The sequence below is a fragment of the Winogradskyella haliclonae genome, assembly GCF_014635865.1.
GTDB lineage: Bacteria > Bacteroidota > Bacteroidia > Flavobacteriales > Flavobacteriaceae > Winogradskyella > Winogradskyella haliclonae.
Genome location: NZ_BMDQ01000001.1, coordinates 874,590 through 893,595, shown reverse-complemented (window position 1 = coordinate 893,595; position 19,006 = coordinate 874,590). Strand labels below are relative to the sequence as shown.

Sequence of the window (19,006 nt, the reverse complement as noted above, 5' to 3'; positions counted from 1 at the left end):
AAATAATTTATGTGTGGAATTGTAGGATATATAGGATATAGAGAAGCTTACCCAATCATTCTCAAAGGTCTACAAAGATTAGAATATAGAGGTTACGACAGTGCTGGAATAGCACTTTATGATGGCAATAATATCAAGCTTTCTAAAACTAAAGGTAAAGTTGCCGATTTAAAAGAAAGATTAGAAAATGAAATTCCTACAAATGGAAATTTAGGTATTGGTCATACACGTTGGGCTACACATGGCATCCCTAATGATGTCAACTCTCACCCTCACTATTCAAATTCTGGAGATTTAGTAATTATACATAACGGTATCATAGAAAATTATGAAGCTATTAAGACTGAATTAATTAAACGCGGTTACTCTTTTAATTCAGATACTGATACTGAGGTTTTAATAAACTTAATTGAAGAAGTTAAGAAAAAGCAAGATGTAAAACTTGGAAAAGCAGTACAGATTGCACTTAATGAAGTTGTAGGCGCCTATGCAATTGCTGTTTTTGACAAAAACAAGCCCAACGAAATTGTTGTAGCAAAACTAGGAAGCCCTCTTGCTATAGGTGTTGGTGATGAAGAATTTTTTATAGCTAGTGATGCTTCTCCTTTTATAGAATTTACAAAAAATGCTATTTATTTAGAAGATGAAGAGATGGCAGTTGTAAGATTAGGTAAAAAGATTAAAATCAGAAAAATAAAAGATGACTCTTTAGTTAATCCTTTAATGCAGGAATTGAAATTCAATTTGGAACAAATTGAAAAAGGTGGTTACGAGCATTTTATGTTAAAAGAAATATACGAACAACCACATGCTATAAAAGACACTTATAGAGGACGATTACTTGCTAAAGATGGTATTGTAAGAATGGCTGGTGTCGAGAATCATAAAGAGAAGTTTCTCAATGCTAATCGCATAATTATAGTGGCCTGTGGCACTTCGTGGCACGCTGGTTTAGTTGCAGAATATATATTTGAAGACCTAGCCAGAATTCCTGTAGAAGTCGAATACGCTTCAGAATTTAGATACAGAAATCCTGTAATATCTGATAAAGATGTTGTTATAGCCATTTCCCAATCAGGAGAAACAGCAGATACTCTAGCCGCTATTAAATTAGCTAAAGAACATGGGGCATTTGTCTTTGGAGTATGTAACGTTGTAGGTTCTAGTATTGCAAGAGAAACCGACGCAGGCGCATACACGCATGCCGGACCAGAAATTGGTGTGGCTTCAACAAAAGCATTTACAACTCAGATTACTGTTCTTACTTTAATTGCTTTAAAATTAGCCAAAGAGAAAGGAGCTATCTCAAATTCTGATTTTCATTATCACCTAGAGCAGTTAGAGTTAATCCCAGATAAAGTTGCTAGAGCACTTGAGTCAGATAAACATATTAAAGCAGTTGCTGAAACATATAAAGATGCTTCAAATTGCCTATACCTAGGACGTGGATATAATTTCCCTGTAGCTCTAGAGGGTGCATTAAAGTTAAAAGAAATATCTTACATCCATGCTGAAGGATACCCTGCTGCTGAGATGAAACATGGCCCTATTGCTCTAATTGATGAACAAATGCCAGTTTTTGTTATAGCAACTAAAAAAGGACATTACGAAAAGGTAGTCAGTAACATTCAAGAAATAAAATCTAGAAAAGGTAAAATCATTGCTATTGTTACAGAAGGTGATGTTGATGTAAAGAAACTTGCTGACCATACAATTGAAGTTCCGGAGACTTTGGAATCTTTAAGTCCGCTTTTAACAACAATACCTTTGCAACTTTTATCATATCATATTGCAGTAATGCTAAATAAAAATGTTGATCAACCTCGAAATTTAGCAAAATCAGTTACTGTAGAATAAAATTTAATTATGAATTAGATTTTAAAATCCATATAAAAAGCTCAATTTTTTATGGATTTTTTGATTTTTAAGGTCTTTAATTATCAAAAAATGCTATGCACGCATAATTTTTTAGAAATTTCTTATCAAGTTTTCATATATTTAGTTAAATTGGTCAACTAATAAATTAACTAATTCTTACACATGAAGACAACCCTAAAGCTTTTTGTAATGCTTTTTTCTTTGATTTCGTTTGCACAAACCACAATTAAAGGAAAAATCACAGACAATACAGGTCAACCTTTACCTGGTGCCAATGTTATAATAGAAGGAACAACTACTGGAACAAGTTCTGATTTTGATGGTAATTACATTTTAACAACAGACCAAGTACCTCCTTTCAAAATTATAATTTCCTACACTGGATTTGAAACTCAAACTCTTGACGTTACAGCTAATAACCAAACAGTTGATGTACAATTAAAAGAAGGTAATGAACTAGATGAAATTGTTATCTCAGCATCTCGTACTCCTGAGCGTATTTTTGAATCTCCTGTAACGGTAGAACGTTTTGGTTTGAAAGAAATTAAAAATACACCCTCTGCAGATTTTTATGGTGGTTTAGAAAACTTGAAAGGGGTAGACATTAACACTAATAGTTTAACCTTCAAGTCTATTAACACAAGAGGGTTTGCAACTTTTGCAAATACACGTTTTATGCAATTGGTAGATGGTATGGATAATTCTGCTCCTGCACTTAACTTTCCTTTAGGTAACCTTCTAGGTATGGTTGAAACTGATGTACAAAGTGTTGAAATTCTTCCAGGTGCTTCTTCTGCTTTGTATGGAGCTAATGCCTTTAACGGAATCTTATTTATGACTAGTAAAAATCCTTTTGACCATCAGGGTATTAGAGGTTATTTAAAGCAAGGCATAACATCTCAAGAAGCTGCTGGTGATAATTCTTATACTGATTTTGGTATAAGCATGTCTCATAAATTCAGTGATAAGTTTGCTGCTAAAGTAAATTTTGGATATTTAAAAGGAACAGACTGGTTTGCTAACAATATCGATGATAAAAATTTACCAGGAGGTACTAGAGAATCTAATATAAATTACAATGGTGTTAATGTTTATGGAGATGAAGTAGCTGCTAATATCAGAGACCTGTCTGGATTAGGTATTATTCCTGATGTAGTGGTTAGCCGTACAGGATTTACAGAACAACAATTAACAGACTACTCTGCAGAAAGTGTAAAAGCTGATTGGGGCTTATATTTCCGCCCTTGGGAAAATGATTTCGAAATCCAATATGTTGGTAAAGTTGGTACTGGTTCTACTATATATCAAGGTGCACAACGCTACAGAATTGATGGTTTTTCTTTACAACAACATAAGCTAGAAGTAAGAAATGATAACTTCTTTGTAAGAGGGTATGTCACTTCTGACAAGGCTGGAGACACCTATGTTATGGATGTTTTAGGACCTAACTTATTAAACGAATTAAAATCGCATGCAGACTGGTTTGGAGATTACATCGCTACATATGCGGGTATTGAACTTTCAGGTAACCCTCAAGGATTAACAGATGCTGAAAAACATGCCGCTTCACGTGCCGTAGCTGAAAATGGCATACCAGCAGTTGGATCAGAAGAATTTCAACAAGCATTTGATAAGGTAACTAGTGATACAAATTTCTTAACAGGCGCTGGATTTAAAGACAATTCTAAAATATACCATGGAGATGCAAACTATAATTTTAAAGACACATTCAAGTTTGCTGAAGTTCAAGTTGGTGGTTCTTACAGAACATATAGATTAAACTCTTTTGGAACTATCTATGCAGATGCTGAAGGGCCAATTACGTATTCTGAACTAGGTATATATACACAATTACAACGTTCTTTGGAACTGAATGAAAACTTAGAATTAAAATTAACTGGTTCTATTAGATATGATAAATCAGAATTATTTGATGGTTTCTTTTCGCCAAGAATTTCTGCTGGTTTAACAGTTAATGAAAATCACAACATTCGTGCATCTTTCCAGACAGGATTTAGAAACCCAGATACTCAAGCATTATACATTGGTTTAGAAACTAATGCTGGTACACTAATTGGTGGTGCTACAGATATAGGAAGCCTTTTTGAGAGAAACTATACTGTAAGCCAAGCTGCACAGAATACTTTTGGTGAACCAAACAGTCTCCCTCAAACAGGTGCTGCGGCCTACACAAATTCTTTTGCCCAAGATCAAGATGGTAATATTGTTGTTGGTAATTCAAACTTTACAGAGCCTGAACAAGTAGCTTCTTTTGAGTTGGGTTACCGCGGTAAAGTAGAAGGTTTTGTTATTGATGCATCAGCATATTATAGTACTTATAACGACTTCTTAGCCAATGAAAATGTCATTGCGCCTTTATATGGAGAAGTAGATCCAGATGGAGATGGTGTTTTAGATGTTACAAACCCAGAAACACAAAGAGCACTATTTGCTATACAAAATGGTGACTCTGTAGGTTACCAAACTTATACAAATGCTGATGAGACTGTTAATTCATACGGTGCTTCTGTTTCGGTCTCTAAAAAAGTTTTTGGTGGTTTTGATTTAAGTGCTAACTACACATGGTCAAGATTAGATTTTGATGTTGCGGGTAATCCAAACTTCCAGACTAATTTTAATACCCCAGAGCACAAAGTAAAATTAGGATTTGGAAAAACAGAAGTAGTCAAAAATTTAGGATTTAATGTGGCATGGCGTTGGAGTGATAATTACTTCTGGGAAGCTTCATTTGGTAATGGAGAGGTTCCAGCTTTTAATGTCTTAGACGCACAAATAAACTATAGAATCCCAAGCATAAAAACTACACTAAAAGCAGGAGCTACAAATCTCTTGGCTAAAGAATACTTTACAGCTTTTGGTACAGGTTTAATAGGTTCTCAATATTACCTGTCATTAACTATTAACAATCTATAAATATAACGTGATGAAAAAAATAAAATATATACTATTATCGGTACTCACATTTAGTTTTATGGCTTGTGAGAATGAAGAGTTACAAGAATTAAGAGATCGCGCCAACCAAGAAGAGCCCACTGTTGATTTACCAGATTTAATTACAGGTACTGCAGATTTTTCAAATTATGTAGCTATTGGTCCTTCTTTTACAGCAGGAGTTTCTGATGGGTCATTGTTCATTGCTTCTCAACAAAACTCGTTCCCTAGCATTATTGCTTCTCAATTTGCCAATGCAGGAGGCGGTGCTTTTGTTCAGCCATTAGTTAATGATAATTTTGGAGGTTTAGCCTTAGGTGGAAACAGAATTGTAGAACCGAGGTTGGTGTTTGGAGGTGCAGGCCCTGTGCCTTTAGAATCTGTTGTTGGACCAGTTACTGTCGCTACAGATATTCTAAATAATCCTACTGGCCCTTTTAATAATCTTGGTGTACCTGGACTCAAGAGTTTTCATACTATTGCAGCTGGATATGGTAATATTGCTAATGTCCAAGCAGGCTTAGCCAATCCTTATGCTGTTAGACTAACGGGTAGTACACCTGATGCAACCATATTACAATTAGCCGTTGACCAAAATCCTACTTTCTTTACTTTAGGAGTAATTGGAGGTAACGACGTTTTAGGCTATGCAACTTCAGGAGGAGATGGTTCTAATCCTATAACAGATCAAGGTACTTTTGATTTTGCAATGACAACATTAATTAATGGATTAGTTGCTACAGGAGCTAAAGGTGCTATTGGTAACACTCCAAATGTTTCTAGTCTACCGTTTTTTACTACTGTACCTCACAACCCTGTACCATTGGATGCAGCTACAGCTGGAGCTGTTAATCAAGCCTATGCAGATTATAATGGAGGTTTACAATTAGCAGCTGCAAATAATATCATTTCTGCATCTGAGGCAACTGCAAGAACCATAAACTTTGAAGCGTCAGAAACCAACGCTGTAGTTATAGAAGATGAAAATCTTACTACAGTAACTTTGCCAACTGGCCCAAGTACATTTATAACATTACCAAATATAAGACAGGCCACTTCTGATGATTTATTGGTATTACCAGCTGCAAGTTTTATAGGTACTGAAGCTGTCCCTGGTAATCCGTTAACTGTTAATGGTGTTGCTATTCCGTTAGCTGATAATTGGGTACTTACTCCTGAAGAACAAGAGGAAATTAACATTGCTACAGCAGGGCATAATGCAACTCTACAAGCGTTGGCAGATGCAAATGGTTTAGCGTTAGTTGATTTAAATGCCATCCTAGAAGAAGCTGGCGGTGGTATTCAATTTGATGAATTTAATTTAGATACAGCTTTAGTATTTGGAGGATTAGTTAGTTTAGACGGTATACACTTGACTGCAAGAGGCTATGCACTTATGGCTAATAAATATTTAGAAAAAATAGATGAAGTATATGGTTCAAACTTTGTTGCATCTGGTAATGTTGCCAAAGCTGCTGATTTTCCTACCAACTACTCACCTTTATTACAATAAAATTATATAAAAATAAATGCTTAAAGCGCGTTCTATTAGAACGCGCTTTTTTTATCTAAAAAAGCTTCGTAAAAAAGTCTTTGTTTTTTAAATAAAACTATATCTTTGCAGCGCGAAAAACGAGCTGTTTTTCATATTTAAATTATTGCAAAACAAAAACATATAAGTAATGTCAAAAGTTACAGGTAAAGTTGCACAAATCGTAGGTCCAGTTATCGATGTAGAATTCGCTGCTGGTTCAGAGCTTCCAAAGATTTATGATTCATTAGAAATTAACAACCAAGATGGTTCAAAATTAGTATTAGAAGTACAATCTCACATTGGTGAAGATACTGTACGAACAATTGCTATGGATTCTTCTGATGGTTTAAGTAGAGGGACAGAAGTTCATGCAACTGGTGCTCCAATCCAAATGCCAATTGGAGAAGATGTTTACGGACGTCTTTTTAATGTAATTGGTGATGCTATTGATGGATTAGGTGATTTACCTAAAGCTGATAAAGACGGACTTCCTATTCACAGAAGTGCGCCAAAATTTGAAGAATTATCTACCTCAACTGAAGTTTTATTTACAGGGATTAAAGTAATTGATCTTATTGAGCCTTACGCAAAAGGTGGTAAGATTGGGTTATTTGGTGGTGCTGGTGTAGGTAAAACAGTATTAATCCAAGAGTTGATTAACAATATTGCAAAAGGACACGGCGGACTTTCTGTATTCGCAGGAGTAGGTGAAAGAACACGTGAAGGAAACGATTTACTTCGTGAGATGTTAGAGTCTGGAATTATCAAATATGGTGATGACTTTATGCACTCTATGGAAGAAGGCGGATGGGATCTTCAAAAAGTAGACAAAGCTGCTATGAAAGATTCTAAAGCAACTTTCGTATTTGGTCAGATGAATGAGCCTCCTGGAGCACGTGCACGTGTTGCCTTATCCGGTTTAACTATTGCTGAATATTTCCGTGATGGTGCTGGAGACGGACAAGGAAAAGATGTACTTTTCTTCGTAGATAACATATTCCGTTTTACACAAGCTGGTTCTGAAGTATCGGCATTACTTGGCCGTATGCCATCAGCCGTAGGTTACCAACCAACATTAGCAACAGAGATGGGTGCGATGCAAGAGCGTATTACTTCAACAAAAAAAGGTTCTATTACATCTGTACAAGCGGTTTACGTACCTGCTGATGATTTAACGGATCCTGCACCAGCAACAACGTTTGCTCACTTAGATGCAACAACAGTATTATCTCGTAAGATTGCTGAGTTAGGTATATATCCTGCGGTAGATCCATTAGATTCTACATCTCGTATTTTAACAGCTGATATCTTAGGGGATGAGCATTACGATTGTGCACAACGTGTAAAAGAGTTATTACAACGTTATAAAGAGTTACAAGACATTATTGCTATCCTTGGTATGGAAGAATTATCTGAAGAAGATAAAATGGCTGTGGGTAGAGCAAGACGTGTACAACGTTTCTTATCACAACCTTTCCACGTAGCTGAGCAATTTACAGGTATACCAGGTGTCTTAGTAGATATTAAAGAAACTATCAAAGGTTTTAACATGATTATGGATGGTGAATTAGACCACTTGCCAGAAGCTGCTTTTAACCTTAAAGGTTCTATTGAAGAGGCTATTGAAGCTGGAGAGAAAATGTTAGCTGAAGCGTAAAACTGCTATAAGCTTTAAGCTATAAGCAACATGCTTTATAGTCTTAAAGCCTAAAGCCTAAAGCACACAAACTATGTATTTAGAAATTGTATCACCAGAAGCTACATTATTTAGTGGAGAAGTAACAAGCGTTGCTGTACCAGGTGTTAATGGAGAGTTTGAAATGTTAACAAATCACGCTCCTATTGTATCTATCCTTAAATCAGGAAATGTAACTATTAATGGAGATGTCACTCTTGAAGAGGAAGTTGCTGAAAAGTTTTCAAAACAAGATGGGAAAACACTACTAGCTATCAATTCTGGTACTATAGAAATGAAAGACAATAAGCTAATTATTTTAGCGGATTAATTTAATCTAGTTATTACATAACAAAAAACGCGAAGCTAATGCTTCGCGTTTTTTGTTATAATCTCTTAATCACATTAGTAACAATTCCCCAAATCAAAAAATTGTTATCTTCCGTTATTTTTATAATGGGGTAATCCGGATTTTCTGGTTGAAGCCAAACTCCATCTTTAGAGACCTTTAAGCGTTTTACTGTAAACTCGCCATCCAAAAAACAAACAGCTATCTTATTATTTTCTGGTTCAAGACTTCTGTCTATAACTAATAAATCATTATCATCTAAACCTGCACCAATCATAGACTGTCCGCTAACGCGTGCATAAAAAGTAGCTTCTTTATTTTTTACTAACTCATCATCTAAAGATAAACGCCGTTCCTTAAAATCATCCGCTGGCGAAGGAAAACCTGCTGAAATCCCTGTATCAAAAAAATTAGCTCCAGCTCCTTCTATAGATTCTGGAATAAAAAATGTTAAGTTATCGGCTTGTTGTACTATCATTTTACAGTAATAATATCATTAATATTTGTTGTATATCTTGGAGAGAGTCGTTCTTGACGCATTTTCCAAGTACGTTCTAAATCTTGATTCCCTATTTTAATCTTGTCGCCTTTATACTTTCTATTAATCGTATCTATTGCAGACATTAAAGGTTTATGCTTAGGGTCTTCTTTACTAAACATATCTAATTGATAGTTATCTGTAGGCACTAAACCTGTAACAATAACTCCTGCTCTTTTATATTTAATGCCAGGTTTGTAAATCGATTCTATCGCATTAACAGCTTCGCTACTAATTAATAATGAAGAATCTGTAGGATACGGAAAACTCACTATTGTACTTGCACGATGCTGCTCTTCTTCTTTCTTATGCCTATTACTGCTTAAAGTTACAATAATCATATGGCAACTAGAACCCTGTTTACGTAATTTTTCTGCACAACTTGTAGCAAAAGTAGAAACGCGTTCTTTAATATAATTAATATCATCGTAAGTGTAATCAAAGCTTCTGGTTGTAGCAATAGCTCGCTTACGAGTAGGTTCTTCTAACTTTATTTTAGAAATGCCTTCTAAATCTTTTTTTAGTTTCCATTCCGTTATAGAAAATATCTTACGGACCCATTCATCATTAAGTTGCGTAAAATCATATGCTGTTTTACAACCTTTAGCTTTTAATCGTTTTTGTATGCCTCGACCTATTCCCCAAACATCTTCTAATTTTATCCATTTTAAGGCTTTAATCCGACTTTCTTCAGAATCTATAACATAGCTCCCTTTTGTTTTTTCAGGAAATTTTCTAGCAATCTTATTAGCAACTTTACTCAATGCCTTTGTTGGAGCTATCCCTACACAAGTGGGAATGCCAGTCCATTTTAATATGCGCTGTCTTATTTGCATGCCATAATCTTCAAAATCATAGTTTCCAAAACCTTTGAATTGAAGAAAAGCCTCATCTATACTATAAACTTCAACATCTGGCGTAAACTGTTCAAGTATTTTCATTACACGACTACTCATATCGCCATACAAAGGATAATTTGAAGATAATATTTCTATCTCGTTTAATTTACAAAAGCCTTCCCACTTAAATATTGGTGCTCCAAATGGTAAGTTTATTGCTTTGGCTTCATCACTCATAGAAATAACACAGCCATCATTATTACTAAGAATAGCAACTGGTTTCCCTTCGAGGTTTGGATTAAAAACTCGCTCACAAGAAGTATAAAAGTTATTGCAGTCTACTAAAGCATACATAGATGTAAAGATAAAAAGTCTATTCCATTTTTTAAGCTTAGAATTGGCTTAACACTAGACTAAAATCAGTCTAAATGTTTTAGCGTTTCAATGTAAAATGTGAAGTGAATGTTCTTAAACTTCCATCATTTCCTAAATAATCTACTCTAAACCAATAATCACTGGTAGGCATTAGTGCACCATTGTAAGTCCCATTCCAACCCATTCCTCTCGGGCTTATGGTTTTTAATAATTTACCAAATCTATCGAATATATATATTCGAGCTGCTACTTGATTACTTAGACATTCGATATTCCATAAGTCATTAAAACCATCTCCGTTAGGTGTAAAAAACTTTGGATAGTCTAACACACGGAATATTTCTATAGCATCTATGCTACAATTATTGATTTGACGTGCTCTAATGACATGTTCATCACAACCTCTAATATTAGAAAATGTATTTTGAGTCGTCCAAATACCATTGTCTAATTGATACTCATACATACCATCTCCACCAGTTGCGGTAGCAACTACAATTTGATTGTCGCTAAATGGTTCTGAAATCAATTCAACAGAAAGCTCCAATTCATTTACTGGCAAAACCTCTATTTCTTTCTCAACCATCGAAGCACATTGGTTAGGATCTGGTGTAAAAACATAAATTGTCGTAGTCTGATTATTTATTGGCTCTGACCAGTTTCCTGTAATCCCTTCGTTAGAGACATTAGGCAAAATCAAATCTGTATCGCCTTGACATATAAAATCTGGTAAACTGAAAGATGGTATTGTAGGCTGAAGCACTTCAATCACTAACGAGCTACTAGCTACACAACCTTGACCGGAATCTGGAGTAAAGGTATACTCTGTGGTATTTTGATTATCTAGTGCTGGTGACCATGCGCCAGTAATCCCATTATTTGAAACCAAAGGTAAATCTTGTAAAACCTCTCCTGGGCAAATAGGATTAACGACGTCAAATTCTGGAATACTATTAGGAATAACCGTAATTGTCAAATCTGTATTACTAGCACATTCACCTGCATTTGGCGTAAATGTATAAGTCGTGGTAGCTGTGTTGTTTAGACTTGGTGACCACGTCCCGGCAATTCCATTATTGGAAGTTGTTGGCAATGGTGCTAATGTTTCGCCTTCACAAACAGGGTTGATGGCATCAAAAATTGGTAATATAGGTATATCCACTACAATATCTAGTGTGGTGGTAATGGCACATTCGCCTGCATTTGGTGTAAACGTATATGTGGTTGTAGTCGTATTATCTAAAGCCGGAGACCAAGTGCCGGTAATTCCGTTAGTAGATGTTGTTGGTAGTGGTGCTAAAGTGTCTCCTTCACAAATAGAATCAACTGCATTGAAAATTGGTAATATTGGCGCATTAACTATAATGTCTAGTGTAGTAGGTATTGCACATTCGCCTACATTTGGTGTAAATGTATACGTGGTTGTAGTCATATTATCTAAAGCCGGAGACCATGTGCCGGTAATGCCATCGTTAGAAATCGTCGGCAATGCTGCTAAAGTGTCTCCTTCGCAAATAGGAGTCACAGTATCAAAACTGGGAGTAATTGGCGCTATAACATCAATTTGCAGTGTGGCAGTATCCACACAACCTTGCCCAGTGTCTGGCATAAACGTATAGACTGTTGTTGCCATATTATTAAGCGCTGGTGACCATGTTCCTATGATGCCGTTATTAGAAGTCGTTGGTAATGTCGCCAATGTTTCGCCCTGACAAATGGGAGTTACAGCATTAAATGTAGGTACTGTAAGTGGAATGACAACAATGTCTGTAGTAATGGAATTGGAACAGCTATCATCTGGAGTAAATGTATAGGTAGTCGTTTGTGTATTATTTAAGGCTGGCGACCATGTTCCCGTTATACCCTCAAGAGATGTTGTTGGTAAAGAGGTTAATGAGCCGCCTTCACAAATTTGAGAAACAACATTAAAAGTAGGTGTCTCAACCGGCAAAACTGTTAATATAAAGTCATCTACAGTTGTATCACCACAAACATCACCAATTGTGACAGTATATGTTGTAGTACTATTTGGAGAAAATAATGGATTTGCAATATTAGGATTACTTACGCCGTTTGTTGGTGACCAAGAATAGGTAACACCACTTGGAATAGTAGCATCTACTTGGACATCATCATTTTCACAAATGGTTTCATCTTGAAGCTGCAAATTATCTACAAATGAAATACTATTAAAACATACTTGATGCAAGTTGGATAAACCTCCTGTTGAGCCAACAAAACCAAAGAATACAGTATCATCACCAGAAAAAATAGTGTTTTTAACATTTTGATTTATACTCAACCTGAGCACACAATCAAAATAGACGTTAAGCGTAGTTGTAGAAGCAATCCACTCAATTTTTATTTCATGAGTGAGTCCATCTTCAATATTAATAGATCCATTACTCGCTTGCACAGGACCGGCCAAATTATCGGCACTATTATGAAATGGATTGCCATTACGCATTATAGCAATATGGTCAAAAAACGGATCATCTAACAAACCCTCAGAGGGAATATTATTCTGATAGGTGTCAAATTCTATAATTAATGATTCAGAAATTCCTTGATAACCCATACCTCCACCAGCATTTCCTAATTGGGGCGTTGGATCCCTTTTAAACACCAAGGCCATCCCATCAGCTCCCGTACCATCTTTACTTCCAAAATTATTTTGATAATTAATAGTGAAATCATTATCAAAATCTATGGCATTGTCATACCAAACACCTCCAGCCTGATTTAGTAAATCTTGGGTAATAATATAGCAATTACCACCTTGATCAATGGCATTGCCAACTACTGCTGCATTGAGTTGCGCATAGCCTATTGAGAAAGAAATAGTAAGTATTACTAAGATTAAATATTTTATCTTTTTCAATCATTTTAATTTAGTTTTATGAAGATATTAAACTATAGATCTATCTACAATAGAATTAACGTGTTGTATAGTTTTTGTATAGTTAAAAAAGGAAACTAATCTTCTATATACTCTAAAATATCACTTGGTTGACAATCTAGAGCTTTGCAAATAGCCTCTAAAGTAGAAAACCGAATCGCTTTTGCTTTCCCTGATTTTAGGATAGAAAGATTGGCGGTGGTTATGCCAATAATCTCTGCAAGTTCTTTGCTTTTCATATTACGCTCCACAAGCACTATATCTAAATTTACTTTTATAGACATCGTTTAGATAGTTAAGTCGTTTTCTTGTTGAATTTCATTGCCTTTATCTAAAACTTTAGAGAACAACAAAAGAAAAAATCCTAAAATCATTAGCATGATATAAAGACTTTTAGAATCTATATTCAAGTAAGCTTGACTACCAAAATCTTTAATAATTGCTATATTAAGTATGCCACATATTGATGCCAAAAAACCAACAATACCAGAAAAAAAGAAGAGTTTTCCTGATTTTGAAAAACATTGAACAAGTTTATTATTAAAAAAATCGCGTCTCACTAAGAATTTTAGATTTCTAATTAGAATATAAACACTATAAATAAACATTAGTAGTGCAAAAGCTTTTGCCATAAAAATAAGCTTAATATTAAGCGATGCCTCGTAACCATTTGCATACACTCCTGTATTAAAGACATCATGATTAAAGAAAAGTCCTATTGCAGAAATAGTTATGTTTCCAATTATAGCAATAACCAAAAAAAGAAACAATATGAGAATTGGCGTCGTGTAATTTTTCATGATTTATATCGTTAGGTCATTCTCTTCTTCAACTTCTTTTCCTCTTTTAAAGATTTCAGCTAAAATAAAAAATGTTAATCCTGAAGGGATTAAAAATGTAAACTCAGCTTTAAGTTCATTAAAGAAGTCAAATTTAGTATCCCCAATTGCTGCCATAAGAAACCTTAAAACTAGAACACTAATTGTATATTGAATAAAGATATTTCCTATCCTTCTAAAATATCTAATATTATTATCGCTAAAGTAACTTCCCCTATCAATCTCTTTCAGAATAGATAAAAAATAAGAAAATCCATAAATAAGGTAACTCCTCCAAAAAAATAAACCAGCACTAATTATATAATAACTCCATTGAATTGTATTCTCTGAAGTTAACCAAGTCTCATTCTTTTCCGTAACTTTTGCCCAGTTTTGAAACTCTTTAAACTGATTAAAATTGAACTCATATATATCGTTGAGTAATACTGAAATTGACGTGAGTAGAGTTACCCAAGTAATGATTATTAAAATAATGGTGTTGTCTTTCATCTGTTTAAAAATTTGTTTTGCTTTTATTTTATTATTGTTTAACGATAACAAATATATAAAAATTATTGATAAACAATAATTTTATTCGTTAAAAGACAAACTCATTTAACAATGGTATATCATTATATTTGATTAATGAATTCAAAACTAATTATCACTGGTAGCAAAAAATCATTATGGCAAACTATAGTTGCTGCCTTTATATATACGCTTGCAATCCTATTAATTTTTTTATCCATAAATAATGGGAAAATGGATTTAGAACACATAAATCGTATTGCTGATGACTCATATTTAATTGTAATCATTATATCGATTGCAGTTGGATTCTCATCAATAAAAAGAATATATGTTGATATTGAAAATTCTAGATTCAGACCTACATTTGAAGTTTTATTTATGAAATTTGGAAAATGGAAAACCATAAATAATTATGAATATATCTCCGTATTTCGACAACCATTAAAAAACGGAGATTATATATTTGACGTCAACTTATGGTTTGATAGAAATAAGCATATTAAATTATATGATGAACACAATTATGTTGACGCTTTTAAAGTCGGGTTTTTACTCTCTGAAGAATTAGAAATTGATATATTAGACTCTACCACACCTAATAATTATAAATGGGTGGATAAGGAAAAATATAGATTTACAAAAGAAGTCAAGTATACTGATTAATGCTACCCAAAAAACTACATAAAAAATTAGAAGAACGTAAAGCTAATAATGCTTTTAGACTGTTGGGGATACCATCCGATATGGTAGATTTCTCATCTAACGATTATCTAGGATTCTCAAAGTCTAAATCCATTTTTGAGAATACAAAAGCTTTTCTTGATTCAACTAATTTTAATGTAAATGGTGCTACAGGTTCAAGACTGCTTTCTGGAAATCATAAGTTATATGAAAAACTAGAAGATACACTTTGTAACTTCCATAATTCCGAAACTGCATTAGTTTATAATTCAGGGTATGATGCTAATTTGGGATTCTTTTCAGCAGTACCACAACGTGGCGATATTATATGCTATGACGAATACAGTCATGCCTCTATTAGAGATGGCATTCAGCTGAGTAATGCAAAAGCCTATAAATTTAAACACAATGATTTAGAGGATTTAAATATGATGCTGAAACGCGTTCAGCATGATTCAAGTGACCTATATATAGTTACAGAATCCGTATTTTCGATGGATGGTGATTCTCCAAATATGGAAGCCCTTTTAGAACTCTCAAAAAAACATGATGCGCACTTAGTTGTAGACGAGGCTCATGCAGTTGGTGTGTTTCATCAAGGGCTAGTTAATATTCCTGTTTTTGCCCGTATTATTACTTTTGGGAAAGCTTTAGGTTGTCACGGTGCTGCAATTTTAGGATCTCAAGATTTAAAAAACTATTTAGTCAATTTTTCTAGAGCATTGATTTATACAACTGCTTTACCTCCACATTCGGTGGCGACAATTACAATGTCTTATAAAGAGTTGCAAACTAATACAGAAGCTCAGGAAAAACTTCAAAGTAATATTGAGTTTTTTCAATCTGAATTAAAACGACTTAGACTTCAATCCAAATTTGTAGCTAGTCATTCTGCTATTCATTGTTGTATAATTTCTGGTAATGAATCTGTCAAAAATATAGCTCATCAACTTCAAAATAAAAGATTTGATGTAAAACCCATCCTATCACCTACTGTACCTTCGGGTAAGGAACGTTTACGTTTTTGCCTACACAGCTATAATTCTGAGCAAGACATAACGCAAGTCTTAGAGTTACTTGCTACCTTTGCTTTATGATAGAAAAGACTTTTGTTACTATAGCCAAATACCAATATTCATCCGAAGCCCAAATTGCTAAAGGACGATTAGAAGCTGATGGCATAAAAGTCTTTTTAGCAGACAACTTAACAATTGATACTGATCCGTTGGTTAGTAATGCAATTGGCGGTGTAAAACTAAAAGTATACACTGAAGATGAGCTTGAGGCTAGAAAGATTTTGAAATCTATAAAAGCATATTCCTTGGATAATAACGGACAACCCATAGAATGCCCAAACTGTAAACAACATCATGTAGAACTGTTTTCTTCAATTGATAGCTTTAAATCATTACTAGCATTTTTATTTGGGATATTGACTTTTACATTGCCATTTCATACGCGTTATAAATATGTTTGTGAAGATTGTAAAAGCGAGTTTCCTGTAAAAAAAGAGTATCCCTTCAAAGGCAAGCGCATATGAACACTTATTTTGTTACAGGAATATCTACAGACGTAGGCAAAACCATTGCTTCTGCAATTTTAGTTGAAGCCTTAGAGGCAGATTACTGGAAACCTATCCAGGCTGGTGATTTAGATAATAGCGACACACATAAGGTAAAGCGTTATGTGTCTAACTCTAAATCTGTATGTCATCCTAATAGTTATGCTTTAAAAACACCTATGAGTCCTCATGGTGCCGCTGAATTAGATGGTTTGACTATTAATCTAAAAGAAATTCAACTACCAAAAACAAACAATGATTTGGTAATTGAAGGTGCTGGTGGGTTGATGGTGCCGCTAAATAATACGGACACGATTTTAGATATTATCCAACCAGATTATAAAGTTATTGTAGTTTCTAGGCATTATTTAGGTAGTATCAATCATACGCTTTTAACCATAAACACATTAAAGGAAAAAGGATTTGATGTGAGTTTGATTTATAGTGGTGATGAATACAAATCCACCGAAAGCATTATCAAAAAAATGACCGGCGTAAAGGTTCTTGGACGTATTGAAGACGAACCCTATTTTGATAAGACTGTAATTAGGGAATATGCTGAAAAGTTTAGAAAGAACTTATGACTTTAAAAGAACGCGATAAAAAACACCTTTGGCATCCGCTTAAACAACACCAAACTCATCCCGAAAGCTTGGCTATTGTAAAAGCAAAAGGTTGTATATTAACAGATGAAGATGGCAATGAATATATCGATGCTATTTCATCTTGGTACACCTGTATGTTTGGGCATTGCAACCACTATATCGTTGATAAAGTGTCACAACAAATGCGTCAGCTAGACCAGATTATGTTCAGTGATTTTACACATGAGCCAGCAGTAAAGCTATCAGAAGAACTCATTAAAATATTACCTCAAGGCCAAGCAAAAATATTTTTTAATGATAATGGGTCTACTGCGGTCGAAGCTGGCATCAAAATGGCGCTTCAGTATTATTACAATAAAGGTGAAAAACGCTCTACATTCATAGCTTTCGAAAACGGATTTCATGGTGATACTTTTGGAGCAATGAGTGTTTCAGGCTTGTCCGTGTACAATGGCCCTTTTGAAGATTTTTTAATTGATGTCAAACGGATTCCAACACCAGATGGAACAAATCATCTATCCATTTTAAAACAACTCGAAACATATGCCAAAGATTTTGGCATTGCTGGTTTTATTTACGAACCTTTAGTTCAAGGTGCAGCTGGCATGAAAATTCATAATGCCGAAGGCCTAAATCAAATTCTAAAATTCTGTAAAGACAAGCATATCTTAACTATCGCCGATGAAGTAATGACTGGTTTTGGCAAAACAGGTAAAAATTTTGCTTCAGATTATATCGATACTAAACCTGATATTATATGTTTAAGCAAAGCCTTAACAGCAGGTTTAGTTCCTATGGCTATTACGTCTTGTACTCAAGATATTTACGATGCGTTTTTAAGTAACGAAATGGTAAAAGGCTTTTTCCATTGCCACACCTATTCTGCAAATCCAATTGCTTGCTCCGCAGCCATAGCGACTATAGAATTACTAACTTCTAAAGAAATTAAACACAGTATAAGTCGTATATCAAAAATGCATCAGCATTTTTCCGAACGTATTTCTAAACATCCAAAAGTAAAATCAACCAGACATATCGGCGTTATTTTTGCCTTAGATTTAGACATCAATGTACCGCGCTATGGTGATTTACGAGATAAGCTTTTAAAGTTTTTTATGGATAATGGCGTTTTTCTAAGACCTCTTGGCAATACGATTTATATCCAGCCGCCGTATATAATTTCAGAATCAGAATTAGAAAAAGTTTACCATACAATTGAGACTGCTTTAGATACCCTCTAAATCTTTTTCCAAAAGATTAATTTCTTCTTGTGTTTCCTTTATTTGAACAAATAGTCTCTCATAGGTCCAATCACCGTTAGTTTTTATTGCCACTACCACAATTCTTGCCTCTGCTTTTGGCCCCTTTATAGGTATTTTAAAATCTGCTTCTCCATCATCCCCATTTAAAGTAATATTACCATTCATTATACCATCTTTCTCGATAGGTTCTCCAAGAATACTAATCACTTTTTCGTTAGCAGAGGCTTGCTCAATAGCATATTTGTATGGTGTTGATGAGGTAAACATTTTCGAAACACCAAAAACTATACTGCCAATAAAAACTACAAAAACAATGATTAATGTTAGACAACCACCACCAAGTACCCAGCCCCAATTCCTGCTAAACCAGCTCTTTTTTATTTGTTCCTCCATAATATTTCGATTGATTTCTTAATGTAAGTAAACTAAAACTAGAATATGTTACAGTCAAATAATAAATTGTAGATGTTCATTTTTAGACTTGGGTATAAGTCTTACTTTTGTTTCAA

At 34.4% G+C, this 19,006-nt stretch carries 17 protein-coding genes; 10 read left to right on the top strand and 7 right to left on the bottom strand.

Annotation, left to right across the window (positions count from 1 at the left end):
* The first annotated feature begins 9 nt into the window (after window positions 1-9).
* The 5 genes from glmS (at window position 10) to IEV10_RS04030 (ending at window position 8,370) form a co-directional block, all read left to right on the top strand.
* Entirely contained in the window at window positions 10-1,857 is a 1,848-nt protein-coding gene (gene glmS / locus IEV10_RS04050) for a glutamine--fructose-6-phosphate transaminase (isomerizing) (RefSeq protein WP_188373410.1), read from the top strand.
* 183 nt (window positions 1,858-2,040) lie between these two features.
* Complete coding sequence (locus IEV10_RS04045) at window positions 2,041-4,812, top strand: TonB-dependent receptor (protein ID WP_188373409.1); 2,772 nt, start codon at window positions 2,041-2,043, stop codon at window positions 4,810-4,812.
* 10 nt (window positions 4,813-4,822) lie between these two features.
* Window positions 4,823-6,343 (top strand): SGNH/GDSL hydrolase family protein, encoded by a 1,521-nt coding sequence (locus IEV10_RS04040; protein ID WP_188373408.1) that lies wholly within the window; start codon window positions 4,823-4,825, stop codon window positions 6,341-6,343.
* A 169-nt stretch (window positions 6,344-6,512) separates the two neighbouring features.
* Window positions 6,513-8,021 (top strand): F0F1 ATP synthase subunit beta, encoded by a 1,509-nt coding sequence (gene atpD, locus IEV10_RS04035; protein WP_188373407.1) that lies wholly within the window; start codon window positions 6,513-6,515, stop codon window positions 8,019-8,021.
* A 73-nt stretch (window positions 8,022-8,094) separates the two neighbouring features.
* Window positions 8,095-8,370, top strand: coding sequence for a F0F1 ATP synthase subunit delta/epsilon (locus IEV10_RS04030; protein ID WP_188373406.1), 276 nt, complete (start codon window positions 8,095-8,097; stop codon window positions 8,368-8,370).
* Between the two features lie 55 nt (window positions 8,371-8,425).
* Here the strand turns inward: IEV10_RS04030 and IEV10_RS04025 are convergent, their stop codons facing one another.
* The 6 genes from IEV10_RS04025 to IEV10_RS04000 all read right to left on the bottom strand — a co-directional run bounded on the left by IEV10_RS04025 (window position 8,426) and on the right by IEV10_RS04000 (window position 14,367).
* Window positions 8,426-8,866, bottom strand: coding sequence for a LexA family protein (locus tag IEV10_RS04025; protein ID WP_188373405.1), 441 nt, complete (start codon window positions 8,864-8,866; stop codon window positions 8,426-8,428).
* Window positions 8,863-10,119: a Y-family DNA polymerase gene (locus IEV10_RS04020; protein ID WP_188373404.1), complete on the bottom strand. Its 1,257-nt coding sequence runs from the start codon at window positions 10,117-10,119 to the stop codon at window positions 8,863-8,865. Before IEV10_RS04020 ends, IEV10_RS04025 begins: the two co-directional genes overlap by 4 nt.
* 79 nt (window positions 10,120-10,198) lie before the next feature.
* Entirely contained in the window at window positions 10,199-13,021 is a 2,823-nt protein-coding gene (locus IEV10_RS04015; RefSeq protein ID WP_188373403.1) for a lectin-like domain-containing protein, read from the bottom strand.
* A gap of 95 nt (window positions 13,022-13,116) precedes the next feature.
* Entirely contained in the window at window positions 13,117-13,323 is a 207-nt protein-coding gene (locus IEV10_RS04010; protein ID WP_188373402.1) for a helix-turn-helix domain-containing protein, read from the bottom strand.
* 3 nt (window positions 13,324-13,326) lie between these two features.
* Window positions 13,327-13,839 carry a DUF2975 domain-containing protein gene (locus tag IEV10_RS04005; RefSeq protein ID WP_188373401.1) on the bottom strand — a complete coding sequence of 171 codons (513 nt, stop codon included), beginning with the start codon at window positions 13,837-13,839 and terminating at the stop codon, window positions 13,327-13,329.
* A gap of 3 nt (window positions 13,840-13,842) precedes the next feature.
* Window positions 13,843-14,367, bottom strand: coding sequence for a DUF2975 domain-containing protein (locus tag IEV10_RS04000; RefSeq protein WP_188373400.1), 525 nt, complete (start codon window positions 14,365-14,367; stop codon window positions 13,843-13,845).
* A 135-nt stretch (window positions 14,368-14,502) separates the two neighbouring features.
* Between IEV10_RS04000 and IEV10_RS03995 the strand changes: the two genes are divergently transcribed.
* The 5 genes from IEV10_RS03995 to bioA are packed head-to-tail and all read left to right on the top strand — an operon-like array spanning window position 14,503 to window position 18,476.
* A complete protein-coding gene (locus IEV10_RS03995) occupies window positions 14,503-15,051 on the top strand; it encodes a hypothetical protein (RefSeq protein ID WP_188373399.1) in 549 nt (182 codons plus the stop codon).
* On the top strand, window positions 15,051-16,166 hold the full coding sequence (locus IEV10_RS03990; RefSeq protein WP_188373398.1) for an aminotransferase class I/II-fold pyridoxal phosphate-dependent enzyme: 1,116 nt from the start codon (window positions 15,051-15,053) through the stop codon (window positions 16,164-16,166). Before IEV10_RS03995 ends, IEV10_RS03990 begins: the two co-directional genes overlap by 1 nt.
* On the top strand, window positions 16,163-16,609 hold the full coding sequence (locus tag IEV10_RS03985) for a putative signal transducing protein (RefSeq protein WP_308694049.1): 447 nt from the start codon (window positions 16,163-16,165) through the stop codon (window positions 16,607-16,609). The genes IEV10_RS03990 and IEV10_RS03985 overlap by 4 nt, the downstream gene beginning before the upstream one ends.
* Entirely contained in the window at window positions 16,606-17,214 is a 609-nt protein-coding gene (bioD, locus tag IEV10_RS03980) for a dethiobiotin synthase (protein ID WP_188373397.1), read from the top strand. Before IEV10_RS03985 ends, bioD begins: the two co-directional genes overlap by 4 nt.
* Window positions 17,211-18,476 carry an adenosylmethionine--8-amino-7-oxononanoate transaminase gene (gene bioA, locus IEV10_RS03975; protein WP_188373396.1) on the top strand — a complete coding sequence of 422 codons (1,266 nt, stop codon included), beginning with the start codon at window positions 17,211-17,213 and terminating at the stop codon, window positions 18,474-18,476. Before bioD ends, bioA begins: the two co-directional genes overlap by 4 nt.
* On the opposite strand, the gene IEV10_RS03970 is transcribed toward bioA, so the two are convergent.
* Complete coding sequence (locus IEV10_RS03970) at window positions 18,462-18,890, bottom strand: cytochrome c oxidase assembly factor Coa1 family protein (protein ID WP_188373395.1); 429 nt, start codon at window positions 18,888-18,890, stop codon at window positions 18,462-18,464. The genes bioA and IEV10_RS03970 overlap by 15 nt on opposite strands.
* Between the last annotated feature and the right edge of the window lie 116 nt (window positions 18,891-19,006).

Coding starts and splice junctions, on each gene's coding strand:
- IEV10_RS04005 (WP_188373401.1), bottom strand. CDS start 13,839: ATGAAAAATTACACGACGCCAATTCTCATATTGTTTCTTTTTTTGGTT.
- IEV10_RS03985 (WP_308694049.1), top strand. CDS start 16,163: ATGATAGAAAAGACTTTTGTTACTATAGCCAAATACCAATATTCATCC.
- IEV10_RS04025 (WP_188373405.1), bottom strand. CDS start 8,866: ATGATAGTACAACAAGCCGATAACTTAACATTTTTTATTCCAGAATCT.
- IEV10_RS04000 (WP_188373400.1), bottom strand. CDS start 14,367: ATGAAAGACAACACCATTATTTTAATAATCATTACTTGGGTAACTCTA.
- IEV10_RS03995 (WP_188373399.1), top strand. CDS start 14,503: ATGAATTCAAAACTAATTATCACTGGTAGCAAAAAATCATTATGGCAA.
- IEV10_RS04020 (WP_188373404.1), bottom strand. CDS start 10,119: ATGTATGCTTTAGTAGACTGCAATAACTTTTATACTTCTTGTGAGCGA.
- IEV10_RS04040 (WP_188373408.1), top strand. CDS start 4,823: ATGAAAAAAATAAAATATATACTATTATCGGTACTCACATTTAGTTTT.
- IEV10_RS03970 (WP_188373395.1), bottom strand. CDS start 18,890: ATGGAGGAACAAATAAAAAAGAGCTGGTTTAGCAGGAATTGGGGCTGG.
- atpD (WP_188373407.1), top strand. CDS start 6,513: ATGTCAAAAGTTACAGGTAAAGTTGCACAAATCGTAGGTCCAGTTATC.
- IEV10_RS03990 (WP_188373398.1), top strand. CDS start 15,051: ATGCTACCCAAAAAACTACATAAAAAATTAGAAGAACGTAAAGCTAAT.
- bioD (WP_188373397.1), top strand. CDS start 16,606: ATGAACACTTATTTTGTTACAGGAATATCTACAGACGTAGGCAAAACC.
- IEV10_RS04045 (WP_188373409.1), top strand. CDS start 2,041: ATGAAGACAACCCTAAAGCTTTTTGTAATGCTTTTTTCTTTGATTTCG.
- IEV10_RS04010 (WP_188373402.1), bottom strand. CDS start 13,323: ATGTCTATAAAAGTAAATTTAGATATAGTGCTTGTGGAGCGTAATATG.
- glmS (WP_188373410.1), top strand. CDS start 10: ATGTGTGGAATTGTAGGATATATAGGATATAGAGAAGCTTACCCAATC.
- IEV10_RS04030 (WP_188373406.1), top strand. CDS start 8,095: ATGTATTTAGAAATTGTATCACCAGAAGCTACATTATTTAGTGGAGAA.
- bioA (WP_188373396.1), top strand. CDS start 17,211: ATGACTTTAAAAGAACGCGATAAAAAACACCTTTGGCATCCGCTTAAA.